General features: G+C 57.6%; 14 protein-coding genes and 1 other RNA gene. 7 read left to right on the top strand and 8 right to left on the bottom strand.

Annotated features, from left to right (window positions below; all coding sequences use genetic code 11):
- The first annotated feature begins 87 nt into the window (after window positions 1–87).
- From CJ255_RS06655 to cdd, 3 genes are all read left to right on the top strand, one after another.
- Window positions 88–3,492, top strand: a complete 3,405-nt coding sequence (locus tag CJ255_RS06655; protein ID WP_097643308.1) for a cyclic nucleotide-binding domain-containing protein — start codon at window positions 88–90, stop codon at window positions 3,490–3,492.
- 163 nt (window positions 3,493–3,655) lie between these two features.
- Window positions 3,656–4,357, top strand: a complete 702-nt coding sequence (locus CJ255_RS06650) for a Uma2 family endonuclease (RefSeq protein ID WP_097643307.1) — start codon at window positions 3,656–3,658, stop codon at window positions 4,355–4,357.
- 188 nt (window positions 4,358–4,545) lie between these two features.
- Window positions 4,546–4,938: a cytidine deaminase gene (cdd, locus tag CJ255_RS06645; RefSeq protein ID WP_245863225.1), complete on the top strand. Its 393-nt coding sequence runs from the start codon at window positions 4,546–4,548 to the stop codon at window positions 4,936–4,938.
- A gap of 2 nt (window positions 4,939–4,940) precedes the next feature.
- Here cdd and ffs read toward each other — a convergent pair.
- The 6 genes from ffs to CJ255_RS06615 all read right to left on the bottom strand — a co-directional run bounded on the left by ffs (window position 4,941) and on the right by CJ255_RS06615 (window position 10,183).
- Window positions 4,941–5,039: signal recognition particle sRNA small type (ffs, locus tag CJ255_RS06640), an RNA gene on the bottom strand.
- Window positions 5,040–5,076: 37 nt separating this feature from the next.
- Window positions 5,077–5,466 (bottom strand): hypothetical protein, encoded by a 390-nt coding sequence (locus tag CJ255_RS06635; RefSeq protein ID WP_097643305.1) that lies wholly within the window; start codon window positions 5,464–5,466, stop codon window positions 5,077–5,079.
- 2 nt (window positions 5,467–5,468) lie between these two features.
- A complete protein-coding gene (locus CJ255_RS06630; protein ID WP_097643304.1) occupies window positions 5,469–7,643 on the bottom strand; it encodes a diguanylate cyclase in 2,175 nt (724 codons plus the stop codon).
- Complete coding sequence (locus tag CJ255_RS06625) at window positions 7,633–8,691, bottom strand: uroporphyrinogen decarboxylase family protein (RefSeq protein ID WP_097643303.1); 1,059 nt, start codon at window positions 8,689–8,691, stop codon at window positions 7,633–7,635. Before CJ255_RS06625 ends, CJ255_RS06630 begins: the two co-directional genes overlap by 11 nt.
- Window positions 8,688–9,338 (bottom strand): cobalamin B12-binding domain-containing protein, encoded by a 651-nt coding sequence (locus CJ255_RS06620; protein WP_097643302.1) that lies wholly within the window; start codon window positions 9,336–9,338, stop codon window positions 8,688–8,690. Before CJ255_RS06620 ends, CJ255_RS06625 begins: the two co-directional genes overlap by 4 nt.
- Before the next feature lie 104 nt (window positions 9,339–9,442).
- Window positions 9,443–10,183 (bottom strand): SRPBCC family protein, encoded by a 741-nt coding sequence (locus tag CJ255_RS06615; RefSeq protein WP_097643301.1) that lies wholly within the window; start codon window positions 10,181–10,183, stop codon window positions 9,443–9,445.
- A gap of 146 nt (window positions 10,184–10,329) precedes the next feature.
- Here CJ255_RS06615 and CJ255_RS06610 point away from each other — a divergent pair, with 146 nt between their 5' ends.
- From CJ255_RS06610 to CJ255_RS06595, 3 genes are all read left to right on the top strand, one after another.
- Entirely contained in the window at window positions 10,330–10,938 is a 609-nt protein-coding gene (locus tag CJ255_RS06610; RefSeq protein ID WP_097643300.1) for a nucleotidyl transferase family protein, read from the top strand.
- 225 nt (window positions 10,939–11,163) lie between these two features.
- Window positions 11,164–12,411 carry a BMP family ABC transporter substrate-binding protein gene (locus tag CJ255_RS06605; protein WP_097643299.1) on the top strand — a complete coding sequence of 416 codons (1,248 nt, stop codon included), beginning with the start codon at window positions 11,164–11,166 and terminating at the stop codon, window positions 12,409–12,411.
- 275 nt (window positions 12,412–12,686) lie between these two features.
- On the top strand, window positions 12,687–13,769 hold the full coding sequence (locus tag CJ255_RS06595; RefSeq protein ID WP_097643297.1) for a M24 family metallopeptidase: 1,083 nt from the start codon (window positions 12,687–12,689) through the stop codon (window positions 13,767–13,769).
- A gap of 163 nt (window positions 13,770–13,932) precedes the next feature.
- Here CJ255_RS06595 and CJ255_RS06590 read toward each other — a convergent pair whose 3' ends face one another.
- Together CJ255_RS06590 and CJ255_RS06585 are read right to left on the bottom strand one after the other, a co-directional pair.
- On the bottom strand, window positions 13,933–14,409 hold the full coding sequence (locus CJ255_RS06590; protein ID WP_097643296.1) for a universal stress protein: 477 nt from the start codon (window positions 14,407–14,409) through the stop codon (window positions 13,933–13,935).
- Window positions 14,410–14,466: 57 nt separating this feature from the next.
- Window positions 14,467–14,772 carry a hypothetical protein gene (locus CJ255_RS06585; protein WP_097643295.1) on the bottom strand — a complete coding sequence of 102 codons (306 nt, stop codon included), beginning with the start codon at window positions 14,770–14,772 and terminating at the stop codon, window positions 14,467–14,469.
- Between the two features lie 508 nt (window positions 14,773–15,280).
- Here CJ255_RS06585 and CJ255_RS06580 point away from each other — a divergent pair.
- Complete coding sequence (locus tag CJ255_RS06580; protein WP_097643294.1) at window positions 15,281–15,970, top strand: response regulator transcription factor; 690 nt, start codon at window positions 15,281–15,283, stop codon at window positions 15,968–15,970.
- The last annotated feature ends 340 nt before the right edge of the window (window positions 15,971–16,310 follow it).

Below are 16,310 nucleotides of genomic sequence, written 5' to 3'. Positions count from 1 at the left end.
GCTTTAGCCGGCTGAAGCCGGCACTCCAACGCCAGTTCATAGACTTTTCAAACAGCCTCTACTGCCTACTAAGGATTTCATCCACACATGCCGAACCAGACATCACAACCTGCTGCACCAGGGGGGCTATGGGCTACCCTCACGGAGGCTGCAAATAGACCAGCAGAGCCATTGGGCCTCTATGCAGGCTTGGCCGAGCGCGTAGCTGCGCCTACCGATCCAGAGCTTGGCCTCTATCGCACTTTGAGCCAACGAACCGATCTGACCCAGTATCGCCCCTGTCGCGCCGAGGGGGTTGATGCGGAGACGGTCTATGAAGATGGTCAGGAATACTTGGTACTCAGTAGCGCGGCTGGTCGCTACCTGCGTCTCTCGCCGGTCGAGGCCGAGCTGTGGCATGCAATGGATGGTTCGCGCACGGTGGCCGAGTTGGGGATGCTGGCCTTCACCCGCTTTCGCCAGTTGGTGCTGGTGGCCGATCTGGTTGAAGGATTACGTCAAGCTGGCTTTTTGAGCGAGCAACCAGTTGGGCTCTATCGCGCTTTGGAAGCGCACCAGGCCGACCAAGGGTTGCATGGTTGGAGTCGGCGCATCCTCCAGACCATCCGTACCCGTAAGTTGAGCTTTACGGGGGTTGATCGGGTGGCGGGGGCTTTGCATCGCTGGGGCGGTTGGGCGCTCTTTAGCATTCCGTTCCTGGGGCTGCTGGCGCTGCTCGTGGGCATGGGGGTGGGCTTTTTTACCATGCTGGCACGGGGCGAGTTGCACCCCTATAGCTTAATTGATACGGGCAACTTGGGGCCAAGCCTATTGGCCCTCTGGTTGGCCCTGCTCTGCTCCTTTCTGCTCCATGAATTAGCCCATGCGGTTGCGGTGAAACATTTTGGTCGTCGCGTCCTCAGTGGTGGCGTGATGCTCTACTATGCGATGCCGGCGGCCTATGTTGATACGAGTGACATTTGGCGGGCGGGGCGTAGGCCGCGCATCATTGTTTCGCTGGCCGGGCCACTCTGCGATCTGCTGGTGGGTTCGTTGGCGGCCATTGCGGCGGCCTTGCTGCCCGAAAGCATGCTGGGTGAAGCGGCCTATCGCCTTGCTGCCGCCTGTTACATCGCGGCCATCTGTAACCTCAATCCGCTGCTTGAACTTGATGGTTACTATATGTTGAGCGATTGGCTGCGGCTGCCCAATCTGCGCTCGCGCGCTTTGGGCTTTATTGCTGGGCCCCTCTGGCAAAAGTTGCAGACGCGCGCCCGCTTTGGACGCGAAGAGCGGATCTTTACCCTCTATGGGAGCCTTTCGGCGATTTATACGACGCTGGCAATTGTGCTGGCACTGATCTTTTGGAATGAGCAGTTGGCGCGGCTCTTGAGCGATCTCTGGCTCAATGGCGGGCTAGGGGGCCGCATCTTGGCCGCGTTGATCATGCTGCTCGCTGTGCTGCCAATGTTCATTGGTCTGCTGGTAGCCGCTTGGGGCTTGCTGGTGGTGGCCGCTGGCTGGCTGCAACGTCGTGGCTATGGCCGTAGCCCCTTGGTTGTGGCATGTACCATGGTGTTGCTGGCCGCTACCCTTGCACTCGTCCCGCTTCGCTTTGGGGTCACACCTGAAACCAAAATGATCGGCCCGCTGCTCTGGATGGTAGCCCTCGCCGCCCAATTGGCCCTGCATGCCGACTATCGGGGTGCAGCGGTGGCTCGTGCGCTTGATGCCTTCCTGATCGTCACCATGATTGAACTGGTGGCCCAGTTGGGCTTCCTGATTATGCCAAGTGAGTTTCTCTTTTGGGTTTCGGTGCAGAGCTTTGGCTTTACGCTGCTGCTTGTAGCCGGTTTTATCGCCCTGCTCGACTATGATCTGCACCAAGCTACCTTGGCTGAATTGTTGGTCAGTGCCCTGCTGTTGGGCTTGGCCTTCCTCGCGGGCGGGTGGGGCATTTGGGTGATCCAACAGGCCCATCCCACATGGCCTTTTATCGGCATTGTCCTGCTCGCCATGCCCGTCTATGCCAGTATGGTCGCCCTAGCGCTCCTGTTACCCCTTGTTGTAAGCCTACACGACTCGCGCCAACGCTGGAGTTGGCTGCTGCTCTGGATGGGCATGATTGTGCAGGCTGGTGCCTATCTACTCGAGATTCGGGCCGGTGCAGATTCCACCCCTGCCACCCTTGCTGCCGTGGTCTGGGCTTCGGGCCTCTGGGCCGCAGCCTGGGTTTCGCATGTGATTGCGCTACGCCAACCAACGCCACTGCGTCTCCATTGGCCGGTGCAGCATGCCGCTAGTGAGGGCGAACGTTTGCAGCGTGCCTTCCAACACACCTACGCAGGACTCTATCGTATGCTGCGGAGTTACAGTGGTGCTCGTCGCGCCCAGGCACTCGATGATCGCATGGATGTCTTGGGCGCGACGGCCAATTGGGAGTTGACACTCGACCGTGATCGGGCGCGGATTGGGGCCGAGTTGGCCGCACGGCCCTTCGATGTGCAGGGGTTACGTTTTGCCGAAGTGTTGCGCTACACTGTCGCCGAGATCGAACGGCTCGCTGGGGCTACCTTCGCCCACCGGGCCATCCAAGCGGCCTACGATGCCCTGCCCTGGCCCGAACGGGAAGCCGCCGACCGACGCTGCTTTCCCCATACCCCCTGGGCCCGCGAACTCTCGCAGGCTTTTGGCGATGCCCGTGCGGCCCGTCTGCGCCTGTTGCGCTCGATAGACCGCTTTGCCCTCTGCGACGATGATACCCTTGCGGCGCTCGCTTCGGCGTTTGAAGTACAGCGCCTCCAAGCGGGCACAAGCATCCCGGTGGAGCATGGCCTCTGGGTGGTAGAGGCGGGCGAAGTGCTGATCAAGCAGGACGACCAGATTCTCGGCGAAGCACAGCGCGGTACATGTCTCGACCAAGCCGGCGCGGCCTATGCGAACAATGGGACAACTCTGGTCTACCAGACGAGCATCAACAGCACACTACTCTACCTCAATGCCAGCGAAGCAACGCAGCTCTTGGCCAACACCAGTGCAGCGGCGGGAGACGAGCAGCAACTGGCCGCACTGGTGCGTGACCTCGAACGAGCCCCCTTCTTCCACGAATTCCCCCGCGCCCGGTTGCGCTCGTTAGCCATACAAGCCCAACGGATCCAACTTGAAGCACGTACGCCCGTGGTACAGCAAGGGCAGCCTAGTGGCAAACTCTATGTTATCGTTCGTGGCGAAGCCGCCGTGGTCTGCAAAGAGCCAGCCAGCGCAAACAGCCCAGCCCAAACCCGCATGATCGCCCGCATCGGCCCCCCCGAACTCTTCGGCGAGATCGAGTTGCTGCGCGGCACCCCACCAGTAGCCAGCGTCGTCACCCTCAAAACGACCGAACTGATCGCCCTGCCCCACCACGCAGTTGCCACCCTGCTCTCCAGCGGCGATCTCGGCACCCGCAACCTTGAACGCATCGGCACCGGGCGCGTGTGGGAACTCAAATCACTGATGAATGAGATTGCGTAAGCAACATATTTGTGCTACACTTAAGCGCACAGGGTAAACAGATATGGTTTGGACGGGGGGAGGATGCGAGGGAACCAGGTTCCCTCGCGCACCCTACCTACATTTTATATGGTTCGTGGTGGCGGCGCAGCCGCCACCACGAACCCAAACATGGGGAAGAACGATGTGTAGCGCGACAACAACATCAGCAACCATTGTCTACCCAGATAGCGATGGTATGCCCATGGCTGACAATACCAAACAGTTCCGCGAGATTATGACAATTCAGGGCAATCTGGATGGGCTCTTCCGTGAGCGCAGCGATGTCTTTGTCGCTGGGGATCTGCTCTGGTACCCGGTCGAGGGGCGGCCCGACATCCGCCGCCCCCCCGATGCCATGGTGGTCTTTGGGCGTCCCAAAGGTGATCGAGGCTCCTATCGGCAGTGGGTGGAGGCGGGCATCGCGCCGCAGGTGGTCTTCGAGGTACTATCGCCCGGCAACAGCCTCAGCGAAATGGCTGCCAAGCTGGAATTTTACGACATCTATGGGGTTGAGGAATACTATCTCTACGATCCAGACAACGACGATCTAAGCGGCTGGCAGCGCATAGACGACCGGCTCAAGGTTATTGCCGACCTCGATGGCTGGACGAGTCTGCGCTTGGGCATCCGCTTTGCCCACGAACCCGACCGCATCCGCATGTACCTCCCCGATGGGCGTCCCTTCCTCAGCTTCGTTGAACTACAGCGCAAGATGGAAGCAGAACAGCAACGGGCCGAGCAGGAGCGCCAACGGGCGGAACTGCAATACCAACGGGCCGAACGCCTCGCAGCTCGTCTGCGTGAGCTAGGGCTTGATCCTGATGCGCCTGAGGATAGCCGGTAATACGATTGTAGATTGTAGATTGTAGATTGTAGATTGTAGATTGTAGATTGCCGAACATGACGTTCCAATGGGCTTTCGCATGCTTGGTGCTGCGGCATGTTCAGTAGATTGCAGTCTAAAGCCTCAGCCCTATTTCCTATTTCCTATTTCCTATTTTCTGTATCCTTATCCTTATGGCACAACTAGATGTGAACACCCTAATCGGGGCGGCCATTGCAGCGCGCAACCTCGCCTACGCGCCCTACTCACGCTTCCAGGTGGGTGCAGCCGTGCTGAGTAGCAGCGGGCGCATCTTTAGCGGCGGCAATATCGAGAATGCGTCCTACCCCCTGGCGATGTGTGCCGAGCGCGTCGCCATTTATAGCGCCTATGCCGCGGGGGAATGTGAGCTCCAGGCTCTAGCAGTGGTGACGCCCACCAGCGATGTGGCCAGCCCGTGTGGCGCTTGTCGCCAGGTGATCTTGGAGTTGGCCCCACACGCACGGATCATCCTGCTCAACCTTACGGGAGCGATCCGCTACACCAGTCCTAATGAGTTACTGCCCTACGGCTTTGGCCCGGCGCAACTCAACGATCAATAAAAAAATATGGCACATCCGAACACCCAGAGGAACGCACCTACCGTTGCTGCCTTTCGGCCCTGGCGGGGTTTAGCACGTATCTGCCGTTCTTCAGTGCCGTAGCTATTATACCACAGATGGGGCTGCGCCCCAAGCTACCTACAATGTTGCAAAGAGTTGCCACAGATCAAAGCCTAGCGAACCAAAAATGAGCAGCAGTACTACCGTTGCTAGGGGCAGCATATCGAAGCGCCGGGGATGGGCCGTGCGCCAGAAGTAGCGTAGGCTACTGATCAGCAACCAGAGTGCCAAAACATCCAAGAAGATCACTAAGGGTAACGAAAACCAGCCAGTGAAGCCAATCAACGGCAGAATGATCGGCAGAAAGACATACTGAATGGTGCAACGCACCCCTGAAATGATCAATGACAGACCAAAAGCCCGCTGGGCTGGCTGATCGCCAGGCAGATCATCATCGTTCGGCGGCGGCACCGGCGTCACCCAGAGCATGCGCGCCACTACACGATCAATCGTTTCCGTCATGGCCATAGCTACTTCTCCTCTGCTCTTTGGCTATCACTTGGCTTCGGGTTGGCAGCTTCCCCTGCCCCCCCTGCATCTCCGCCCAACCTGCCTACTGGCACGCTATCTTGGCTATCGCCTCGGATTTCACCCCAGACACAGATCCGATTACGCCCAGTGTTCTTGGCCGCATACAACGCTTGGTCGGCGCACCAGATCAGATCTCCAAGGCTCTGGAGTTCGGGGGTGATGCTGGCAACACCGAAGCTGGCAGTGAGTTGCACCGAACCGCCCATGGTCATGATTGGCGTATTGGCAATCTCGCGGCGTAAGCGCTCGGCGAGTTGGCGCATGGCGGGCATATCACTGGTTGAACTGATGATCACAAACTCCTCGCCACCGTAGCGGGCTGCGATTTCGGTATCGCGCAACTGCTTGAGCATGTTGGACACTGCAACCAACACCTGATCGCCCACAAGGTGGCTAAAGTCGTCGTTGACCTGTTTGAAGTGGTCAAGATCGAGGAAAATAAGCGAGAGCCAACCGTTATTGCGTTTGGCTTGGCGAAAGTACTGTTCAGCAATCTCGTTAAAACGACGCCGGTTGTAGAGCCCGGTTAGGGGGTCGGTGCCTGCCAGCGTGTTGGCCTCACTGATAATCCGTTCCTGTTCAAGGGCATTGGCCATCTCGTTGGCAAGCATCTGGGCAGCACGGGCATGCTCGGTGTTGTAGTAATCGGGGGCATGACTGCCAACCGTTAAGAGCCCAATCACCTGATGGTGGTGCAGCAGGGGCACACCCAACCAACTCTGTAGGCCCAAGCCGCTGATCAGGGGATGGGGCGGGAGTTGGGCGAGGGCCATACTCCCCAAGATCACCGGCGCTTGGCGTTGCAGCACCAGCCCAAAAGGTTCTTGGGTAAACGCAAGCTCCACCTCTACCAATGTTTCACCCTCAAGCTGGTGGTGTTCAGCAATCACCCGCAGGTTCTCTTCTTCCCAGAGCAGCAGCAGGGCCACATGGTTCGGAATAAGCTCTTTGAGCAGGGCGAGAACCTGATCAAGGAGGTGCTCATGATCAATAGCTGCCGAAAGATTGCTCATCGCTTCGCGCAACTGTTCACTCAGATCACGCTCACGCCGCAGGGATTGTTCGGTTGCCTGGAGCATTGAGTAGATGCGCGCGTTGGCCAAGGCCAAGCCACAGAGGTTGGCAATCGCAAGGCCCAGATTGAGATACTGGTGGCGATGTTCAGGGAAACTGATGCCCCCTACCGCTAAGAGGCCAAAGGTTTCGCGGCGGTGTTGAATACGTAAGAAGAAGCCATCGGGTCCATCGTCAAGCGTGAAGCTCTTACCGATCACTTCCAATGCTTGACTCAGCCGATCATGCTCCATGCCGGTATCGGGTAGCGCATAGACATGCACAATCCGGTTGGCCCGCACTTGACCATAGGCTAACCGCATACTGCCAAAGAGCATGCCGGCCATGTTCATAATCGCGTTGATCGTATCCTCTTCGGTGCGTAATTCAGCCAAATTGACCAGCAGATCGAAGGCCATGGCATAGTCGGCACTCTTGCGATTGGCCTGTTGCACCGTGCGTTGCGCCTCAATCTTGGTATGGCCCAAGCGCCAATCCAGGATGGCCCGTTCAAGAAAGAGTTGTAGGTAATCGAGCCCCACCGAGCGCACTTGGTAGGGGCGTTGCACATAGGTCGCAAAGCGTTCCAACTCAACTGGGGCTTCGGGGTCTACGCCGGTATCGAGCAGCAGCAGTTCCGTCACCGTATCGCGGAAGAACTCCTGCGCCAGCGTCTGATCGAAGCCCCAACGCTGCAAATGCTCTGGCCATTGGCGCAACCAGCCCGGGGTTACAAGGTAGGCTCCATCACGGATCGCCTGCTTAAAGAGCACCGGCCCGCTCAACATGGTGAGGCAATGATCAAGCCGGATCATGCGCTCAGGCAGGGGCGGGGGCGGGCGGTTGGGATCGGGCACCAAGGCACACACCCCAATAAAGAGCCGGTCGGTCGCTTCGGGGATTGATGCAGCACCACCCAGCTTAATACTTTGGCGCACCGGACGATCACAACTCAACCCATAGGTCTCTACCGTCACATCAGGCGCATTAAGGGCTGCAATGGCGGCAGAAACCTCGGCATGGTAGTAGCGACAGACATACACACGTAGCTTAGGGCTCATCGCGTAGCCATTCAAGCGGGTAGGTTCCCCAGCGCTCTACCGCGTCGGCGAGGTTATGCAGCACCTCTTCGGGCACCTGGAAGGGGATTTCGCCGTGATTATCCGAGAGCACAAAGCCACCACCGGGGGCAGCGGCGGCAATGGCACGTTTGACCTGCGCTTCAACCTCAGCGGGCGTCCAGCGGCGCATCTCGATGCCATTGAGGTTACCGACGAGGGCAATGCGCCCTGCTGCAAGCCGTTTCAACACCGCGAGGTCCTCTTCAGCACTGACGCCCAACACCGACGCACTCGTGGAAGCCAACAGATCTATGATGGGCATACAACGCCCCGCCGCGAGGTGGATCGCGGTAGCACCCTTGATCTGGGCGAGGCAGCGCAGCGTACTGGGATGGCCTACGCGCTGATAGTAGTCAGGCGCAACCATGGTGGTCGAGGCGAGCGGATTAAAGAAGCAGATCGCGCCAGCCCCCGCCTCAATCTGGGCATTCGCCCACTCGATACAGAAATGTTCATTGACACGCAGTAACTGCTCAAGCAGTTCCGGCTGTTCAAACATCAGATTGAGGTAGCGTTCAAAACCAAGTTGCAGCACCGGCAGCGAGAAAGGGGCAATCACCACACCAATCAGCAACCGTTCACCCCGATTGCGTTCAGCCAGCCCACGGGTAACCTCAAGCACCCGTTGCAGCCCAGTCGCTTCAGCAATGCGCGGGGGCTGGAGGCTACGGATCTGCGCCACATCGGTAATAATCGGCGGGCCAGCATTGGGCGGGCCATCCTCACGAAAGATGGTCGAACCGCCCCACGCCTCAATTTCCGTTGCCGCATAGCAGAAGTTAAAGAGGCAATCGCTGCGAAACTTCTCGACCAGACGATACTGCCCTTCAACAATGTAGTCAGCGCGCGAACAATACTCCTGGATCGGCACCTGCAACTCACGCGCCCCATAGATCGTAAAGAGCAACAACAGCGGCACGCGGTCGGGCTCCTGATGGCCCAGCGTCGTCTGAATGCGTTGCAGCGAAGTCATAGATGTCCGGCTCATGCTGACCTCCTTGCAGCTCCATGGAGCAGGTGCAACACATCAGCCGCAGAGCGGCCCATCGCATCAGCGCCAACCTCTTGCCAGAGTTGGGCATCAAGGCGGAAGGGGGCACCACCGACCACAACCCGTGGCCGTTGGTTGAGTTGGGCCAGTTGGTGCATCAATTCTGCCACGCGCAGGGCCGAAGGCAGCATCAAGACCGAAACGAGCAGCACATCGATCCGATCTTGCAGCACAAGAGCCACCAAGCGCTCCACATCAACCTGACCATAATCATGGAAGCGGTAACCGCCCGCCCGCAGCACCGCAGCGACCATGCGCTTCCCCAGCATATGGTGATCCTCAAGGATGGCCAAACCCAACGTAGGCTGGTCGGGCCGCTCAGTTGGCGCAGCAGGCAACAGTTCTTCGACCAACTCCTCGCAGATGCGCCCACTCATATAGACCTGGGCCAACGAAAGCTCGCCCTCTTCCCAACGCCACCCAATCTGCTCCAGGGCAGGCACCACAAGCCGCTCAATCGCCTCCATGCGCCGCTCAACCCCTTGGAAGGGGGTCAGTAACTGGCGCACCGCCAGCCGATCCATAGCGAGCAAAGCATCCACAAAGGCAGCGAATGTTGCTTCAGTATCCGTTGTGATACTCATAGATTTGCCTCTATGCTATAGTCTTTCAGATAATGTTTCTGGAACCTCTAGGATCGTGGGAAGGGTTTTCGGGGAGGGCTTCGCCCTCCCCGAACCCCTCCCTTTTACGATTCTTTATCTGAAGGACTATAGGGGCGGCTTCGCCCCATAAAGGGGAGCTTACGCCGCTGTCCAAGCAGATAGCCCAACCAAAAAGCCCCTACGAGCCAAAGCAACCAACGTTTCTGCTGAAACAGATCCACAAATGCGCCACGCACGAGCGTGATTTCGCTGATACACTGGTGGTGGGGAGGTTCCAGAGAGCGGTAACGCTGATCAGTTCGTGTGTTTATGTCAACTGAGTAGAGCATCGAAGCATAGGGTACATCCACAGCATGCTCAGTACCGTACAAATCATGATGCAGACGTCGTTCGCTGATCAATTGCGCCAACTGCTTGAGGCTCTGATGGATGAGGGTACGCGCCGCAGCATCAAGCAGACGCTGACCAACCGTAGCAAGGGTTCCACCAAGTTGCGCCTCACCGCCATAATCTAGGATGGTTTGTGCCCCATCACTACGTAACTTGATCGAACCCGAACCCTTGAACAAGCCATTGTTGCCTTGGCCATCCACGGCAATATCGTAGGACTCAAGGCTTACAATATTGTACACTCGCACGCGCCCATGATACACCCCATGAACTGCATCTAAATCTACCGTGAGCGTACTCTCATACTCTTGGTCACCGACAAGTTCCATACGTTGGCAACCAAGAATGGCATGCGCCATAATCTCTGGATCATTCAGCGCAGCCCAGACCTCCTCGCGTGTGGCGTCGAAGGTATAATTTCCGGCGATCCTCACGCGATACTCCTTAATTATACCTTTGTCTGCAAGAAGATACAGCTACGCGCTATCGTAACCGACGCGATTCCCTTTGTCAATGGCAAGGGACTCCACCAATACAGCAACAACATCACTCTCCGCAACTCCTCTGCTACAATACCGCTATGAATATTCCTGCATTAGACCACCTGCTTACTGGTGAGATCGCCACGTTAACGCTTATGCCAGATGGGACAACCCGCAGCAATGATGCTCCCGTAGGAGCGTTGCTCTGCGGTTCCTTCAACCCGCTGCACGCGGGCCACTTGGGCATGGCGCGGGCGGCCCAAGCTCTGAGTGGTTTGCCCGTAGCCTTTGAGTTGGCGGTGATCAATGCCGACAAGGGTTCCCTTGCACCCGCTGAGGTGGTACGGCGAGCCACTCAATTTGCTGGTCAACATACCCTTGTACTCTCGTGTACTCCTCTCTTTACAGCAAAAGCTACGCTCTACCCAGGGCGTACCTTTGTATTGGGCTATGATACGGCTGCACGCCTACTCGATCCACGCTACTACCCAGCGGCCAACGGCCTGACCCAAGCCCTCAGCAGCCTACGCGATCTTGACTGCCGCATCCTTGTTGCCGGGCGGCTCCACGCCGGGCATTTTCAGACCCTTGCCGATCTGCGGGTGCCCCCTGAGTTTGCCTCCCTCTTCCAAGCAATCCCCGAAAGCCTCTTTCGCGCCGATATATCTTCGACTCAGCTTCGGGCACAGGCCGCAACAATGCTATAATCGAAGCGCAAGCAATAGCTTGTTGTGGGAAGGGCAGGTTTCAGGGCACGTTACCATTTGCGAGGACGCGAGGACGCGAGGACGCGAAGCCCGCGCCTCTTTGCCTCACGCATCCTCCTTCGGCTTTTCTGAAACCATCCCTAACACCAGAAAGGAGGTGACATACCCTTTCACCGCGTGTTGGATCATCGTATTCGTTTGTAACTGTAAGGAGTTTTTGCTCGTATGCGTAAATCTATCTTGACGCTTGTGGCGATGATCATGCTGATCATCCCCATGCTCGCTGCCTGTGGCAGCCAACCGGCGGCCCAGCCGACCGCCGTGCCCGCTGAGGAGGCCACGACCGCGCCTGAGCCCGCTGAAGAGCCGACGGCAGATGCTACCGAAGAGCCCGCTGAAGAACCGACGGCAGATGCTACCGAAGAGCCCGCCGAAGAGCCCACTGAAGAACCCGCTGAAGAGCCCGCAAGTACAGATCCCTCCGCATTCCGTGTTGCCCTTGTAACCGACTTGGGCCGCGTGAATGATGGCACCTTCAACGAGTTCGCCCACAATGGTGTGTTGCAGGCCCAGGCCACGTATGACTTTGAGTACAAATTCATCGAAACGGTCTCTGAGGCCGACTATGTGGCCAATCTGCAGACCTTCATTGATGAAGGCTTCAACATCATTGTGACCGTAGGCTTCCTAATTCAGGATGCGACCGTTGCGGCGGCGGCGGACAACCCCGAGATCTACTTCATCGGTGTTGATCAGTTCTATGAGCCGGGCACCGTCACCGATAACCTGTTGGGCCTGCAGTTCCGTGAGGATCAGGCGGGCTTCTTGGCGGGTGCGCTGGCCGCTATGATGAGCGAGACCGGCACGATTGGGATTGTGGCGGGCGTAGAGATTCCGCCGGTCAAGAAGTTCAAGCATGGCTTCGATAACGGGGCGCGCTATGTGCGGCCCGACATCAACCTGCTGGGCGTCTACCTGCCGACCTTCATCGATCCGGCGCTGGGCGCTTCGACCGCCGAGTTGCAGATTGGTGCCGATGCCGACGTGATCTTTGGCGCGGGTGGCCCCACTGGTTCGGGGGCGATCAAGGCCGCTGCCGAGCAGGGCGCCTTTGTGATCGGCGTGGATCAGGATGAGTTTGTGACCACCTTCTCGAATGGCGACGCCCCCGGTGCCGATCGCATCCTCTCCAGTGCAATCAAGCGGGTGGATGTGGCCGTTGCCGACGCGATTAGCAACGTGATCAATGGCACCTTCGAGGGCAACGGCATCGCGGTCTATGATGCGGCTGGTGATGGCATTGGGCTTGCCTCCTTCAACCTAACTGCCGATCTCATCCCGGAGAGCGTTCAGGCCAAGCTTGATGAAATCTTCGCTGCCCTGGCCGACGGGACACTCAGCACTGGCGTTGATCCGGCGAGTGGTGACCTGATCGAGGACGAGATTCCTGAGCCCAACCCCTTTACGCCGTAAGTACAGCCTTGCGGCTGAGGTTCGGGGGCGGTGGCGCGGTGGCTTCGACAAGCTCAGCCACCGCGCCACCGCGCCACCGCGCCGCTGGCTCGGTGGTTGAGCCTACCGAAATCAGCTCTTTTTGTGCGGTGTTGGCGGCGTAGCCGCCAACACCGCACAAAAAATGGGGTTTGGGGCGCAGCCCCAAGAGCAGGTTGTAGGGCGATAGCCCTACAGGTCATGCCCATGGGCCGCTTCGTCGCCAACACGAAAGAAAAAAAGAAGGAAAAGCCTCGATGGAACAACGCCTTACCCAACTCCGTGCGCTCATGGCTGAGCAAGCGGTGCCTGCCTTGCTGGTCGGTTCAGCGGCAAACCGCCGCTACCTGAGCGGCTTTACAGGGAGCTATGGCTGGCTACTGATCAGTGCCGAGCATGCCTTGCTCTTCAGTGATAGCCGCTACACCCTCCAGGTCGCGCAGGAGGCACCAGCATACACCTTTCACCAGATCAATTTCAGCGAGAGCCCCTTGGCAACCGTATTGAGCGCAGCGGCCCAAGAGTTGGGCATAGACACGATTGCTTGTGAAGCAAACCATTTGAGTGTGGCTGAATACCAACAATTAGAGCAAGCCTTGGGGCGTGAGATTAGGCTTGAACCGAAACAGAATTTGGTTGAAACATTACGTGAAATCAAAGATGAAGCTGAACTCACCACACTACTACGGGCCATTGCGCTAACCGATGCCGCATTGGCGGCAGTCTTAGAGCGGCTTACGCCGCAGACCACCGAGCGTGAAGCGGCATGGATGCTCGAAGTGGCGTTGCGCCTTGGCGGGGCCGAAGCGGTCTCGTTTCCGATCATTGTTGCGGCTGGCCCCAATAGTGCCCTACCCCATGCGCGCCCCGGTGACACCCCCTTGGGTGAAGGGCAGCCAATTGTGATTGACATGGGGGCGCGTGTGGATGGCTACCATGCCGACCTGACGCGCACGATTGTCTTGGGCAAGCCCGATGCGCGCTTCTGGGAGATCTACAACATTGTATTGGCAGCCCAACGCAGTGCGATCACGGGGCTACGCCCGGGCCTTGCCACCCATGCCGCCGATGCACTCGCCCGCGACGTGATCACCGAAGCTGGCTACGGTAATCAATTTGGCCACGGCTTAGGCCATGGCGTGGGCCTCAACATCCACGAAGCCCCCGGCTTACGGCGGGCCAACGCCAATAGCCCCGAAGTGCTGCTGCGGGCCGGCATGGTCACCAGTATCGAGCCGGGCATCTACATCGAAGGCTGGGGCGGTATCCGCATCGAAGACCTTGTGCTGATTACGCCTGCCGGTGCGGAGGTGCTATCACAGGCACCTAAGCTGATCTGAAAAGCTAGTGGGCACGCGTTGGAGTGCCGGCTTTAGCCGGCTGAAGCCGGCACTCCAACGCCAGTTCATAGACTTTTCAGACAGACTCTAAGGCCAAAGCCCCACATAAAAAAAGGGGGTCTTGGCGGGGTAGCACCCCGCCAAGACCCCCTTTGCCTATGAGCTACCGCCGCCTGCCCCGCTCTTCGGGGATGTCATGCGGGCGGATAACGAGAACCGGAACGGGGCTATTCTGAACGACCTTCTGGGTGACGCTGCCAAAGACCCAGCGGCTAATCCCGCTGCGCCCGTGGGTTGCAATCGCAATCAGATCGGCACGCTGGCTTTCGGCATAGTCCAGCACTGCTTCAGCCGCAGGCATCGCGCTAATTTCGATCTGCACGCTGTACCCCTCGGCACGGAACGTGCTAGCAATCTGATCGAGATACTCACGAGCCTCATCTTCGAGTGACTCGATTGCATCGGCAGCCGTCGTCGCCAGCATTCCACTATAGTCAACACTGGTATTAAAGACGGGTGGAACAGCGCGTATCAGAGTAATTTTGCTGGTGCCTTCATTGGCAGCTAGGGCGTGAACATGGGGCAAAACCTGCTCGGCCAATTTGGAACCATCAAGCGGAACGAGAATGTGGCGATACATAACAAACCTCCTTAAGACAACCAAAATGTACTAGTACGTTGGTACGGTGATGATCACTTATGCGGTCCAGCGCACACCGCTACGCAGGACTTCCACGAGCTTGCCTTCGCGGTCGAGTAACATGCGCAGCGAATGGCGCAGTTCGCAGTCAAGGATCGGACAGGGGCTCTGATCCTCGACATCATAGGGACAAGGCCCTTCCCGTTCGCAGGCACCAACGTAGACCGCATAGCGTGGTGCTCCTGGTGGGCCATCAAGCATACGAAGATGAATTGGCTCATCGTGAAGCCCCTCATCAAGCTGCTGCAAGTGGTTGCGGGCCACCTGCAGCATCGGGTGGGGGGGGCGCTTTGGGCGTGCCATAGAACAGCCTTTCCGGCCCAGAGTAGGCCGCGGGGAGTTTGTGAAACTATGCTCATAATACCAAAAAGTATGCCGTTGTGATGAAAATGGTTGACAACGCTCCGTTAAGATTTGTCTAGCTTCGCTCTAGTCTTTCAGATAATGTTTCTGGAACCTCCAGGATCGTGGGAGGGTTTTTCTGGGAGGGCTTTGCCCTCCCAGAACCCCTCCCTTTTACGATAACAGCGCAACAAGCAGATGATCAGATGTTCATCCTACATCTATTGACAAAGCTTCTTAGAACCATTATTATCTATAATGCACTTAAAAATCCTAAAGACCATACACATTCTTATAATCAAACGTTATGACACTTATTTTAACCCATTTTTAAGTGTTTGTGTGTACAGGTAGCGTTTGCTTGAGCTTGCTAGGGCTGTCTATTCATAAGCTCATTGCGCTCACGAACACAAACGACCTCACCTAGCTCAAGTATAGCATTGAGCTATAACCAACAAGGGGGTATGTGGTGCAAATCCTGATTGTGAGCAGCGATGTCATGCATGCGCGCATGACACGCTTCCTTTTGGAGGATGTTGGCTATACGGTTCAGCACGATGTGGATGAGCATGCGGCACGCCGCACGCTCAAGCAGGGTTCGACCGATTTGATTCTGCTTGATGCTGAATGCCCAGAGGTTGGGGGCTACAATTTCTGCCGTGAGGTGCGTTCGCAATACCATACCCCCATCATTTTCATGTGCGATAGCAACGCGGTCTCGGATCGGGTACGTGCCCTCAAGCTTGGCTCCGATGATGTGGTGCAGAAGCCCTATAATCCCAATGAGTTGCTGGCCCGCATCGAGGCGGTGATGCGCCGCTATGGCGATGAGTACCTGCGTCTCTATACTGCCTACGAGCCCATTTCAGTGGGTACCATCCACCTTGATCCGGTGCAGCGCCGCGTAACCATCGCCAATGAGCGCGAAGAGAACCTGACCGAGCGTGAGTTCCAACTGCTCTACTATATGGCCCAGAATGCACGCTGTGTGCTCAGTTCACGCCAACTGCTCCAGCAGATTTGGGGCATCGAGGACGCCACCGACAGCAACCTTGTGCCGGTCTATGTAGGGCGGCTGCGCCGCAAGATTGAGAAAGATCCGCTGAAGCCGACCCATATTGTCCGTGTGCGTGATATGGGCTATTCGTTTCATCCTTGATCATGGATGTTGTGGGTGGTTTCGCCGCCCACAACATCCATGTGTATGACATGTAGGGCTAACTGCCCTCAAACCCATGTTGGGGCTACGCCCCACACCCGCTTCATGGTTCGTTGTTGGCGGCGAAACCGCCAACAACGAACCATGAAGCGGTTTTTTGTGCGTGGCTTCGTTGCAGCTACCCAAACATGCCAGTTCACAGTGTGGTATGGTATGCGGTGAATACCGGAACGGATGACGTTGGCTTCGACAAGCTCAGCCAACGTCACATGTTGTTGGCTGAGCTTGTCGAAGCCAACAACGTGATCCACCTGTGGCGACTGGATGGCGAGGCGCTCTT

This window comes from Candidatus Viridilinea mediisalina, from assembly GCF_002532535.1.
GTDB lineage: Bacteria > Chloroflexota > Chloroflexia > Chloroflexales > Chloroflexaceae > Viridilinea > Viridilinea mediisalina.
The sequence above is the reverse complement of the archived record's forward strand: the minus strand, read 5'-3'. Positions and strand labels throughout refer to the sequence as shown.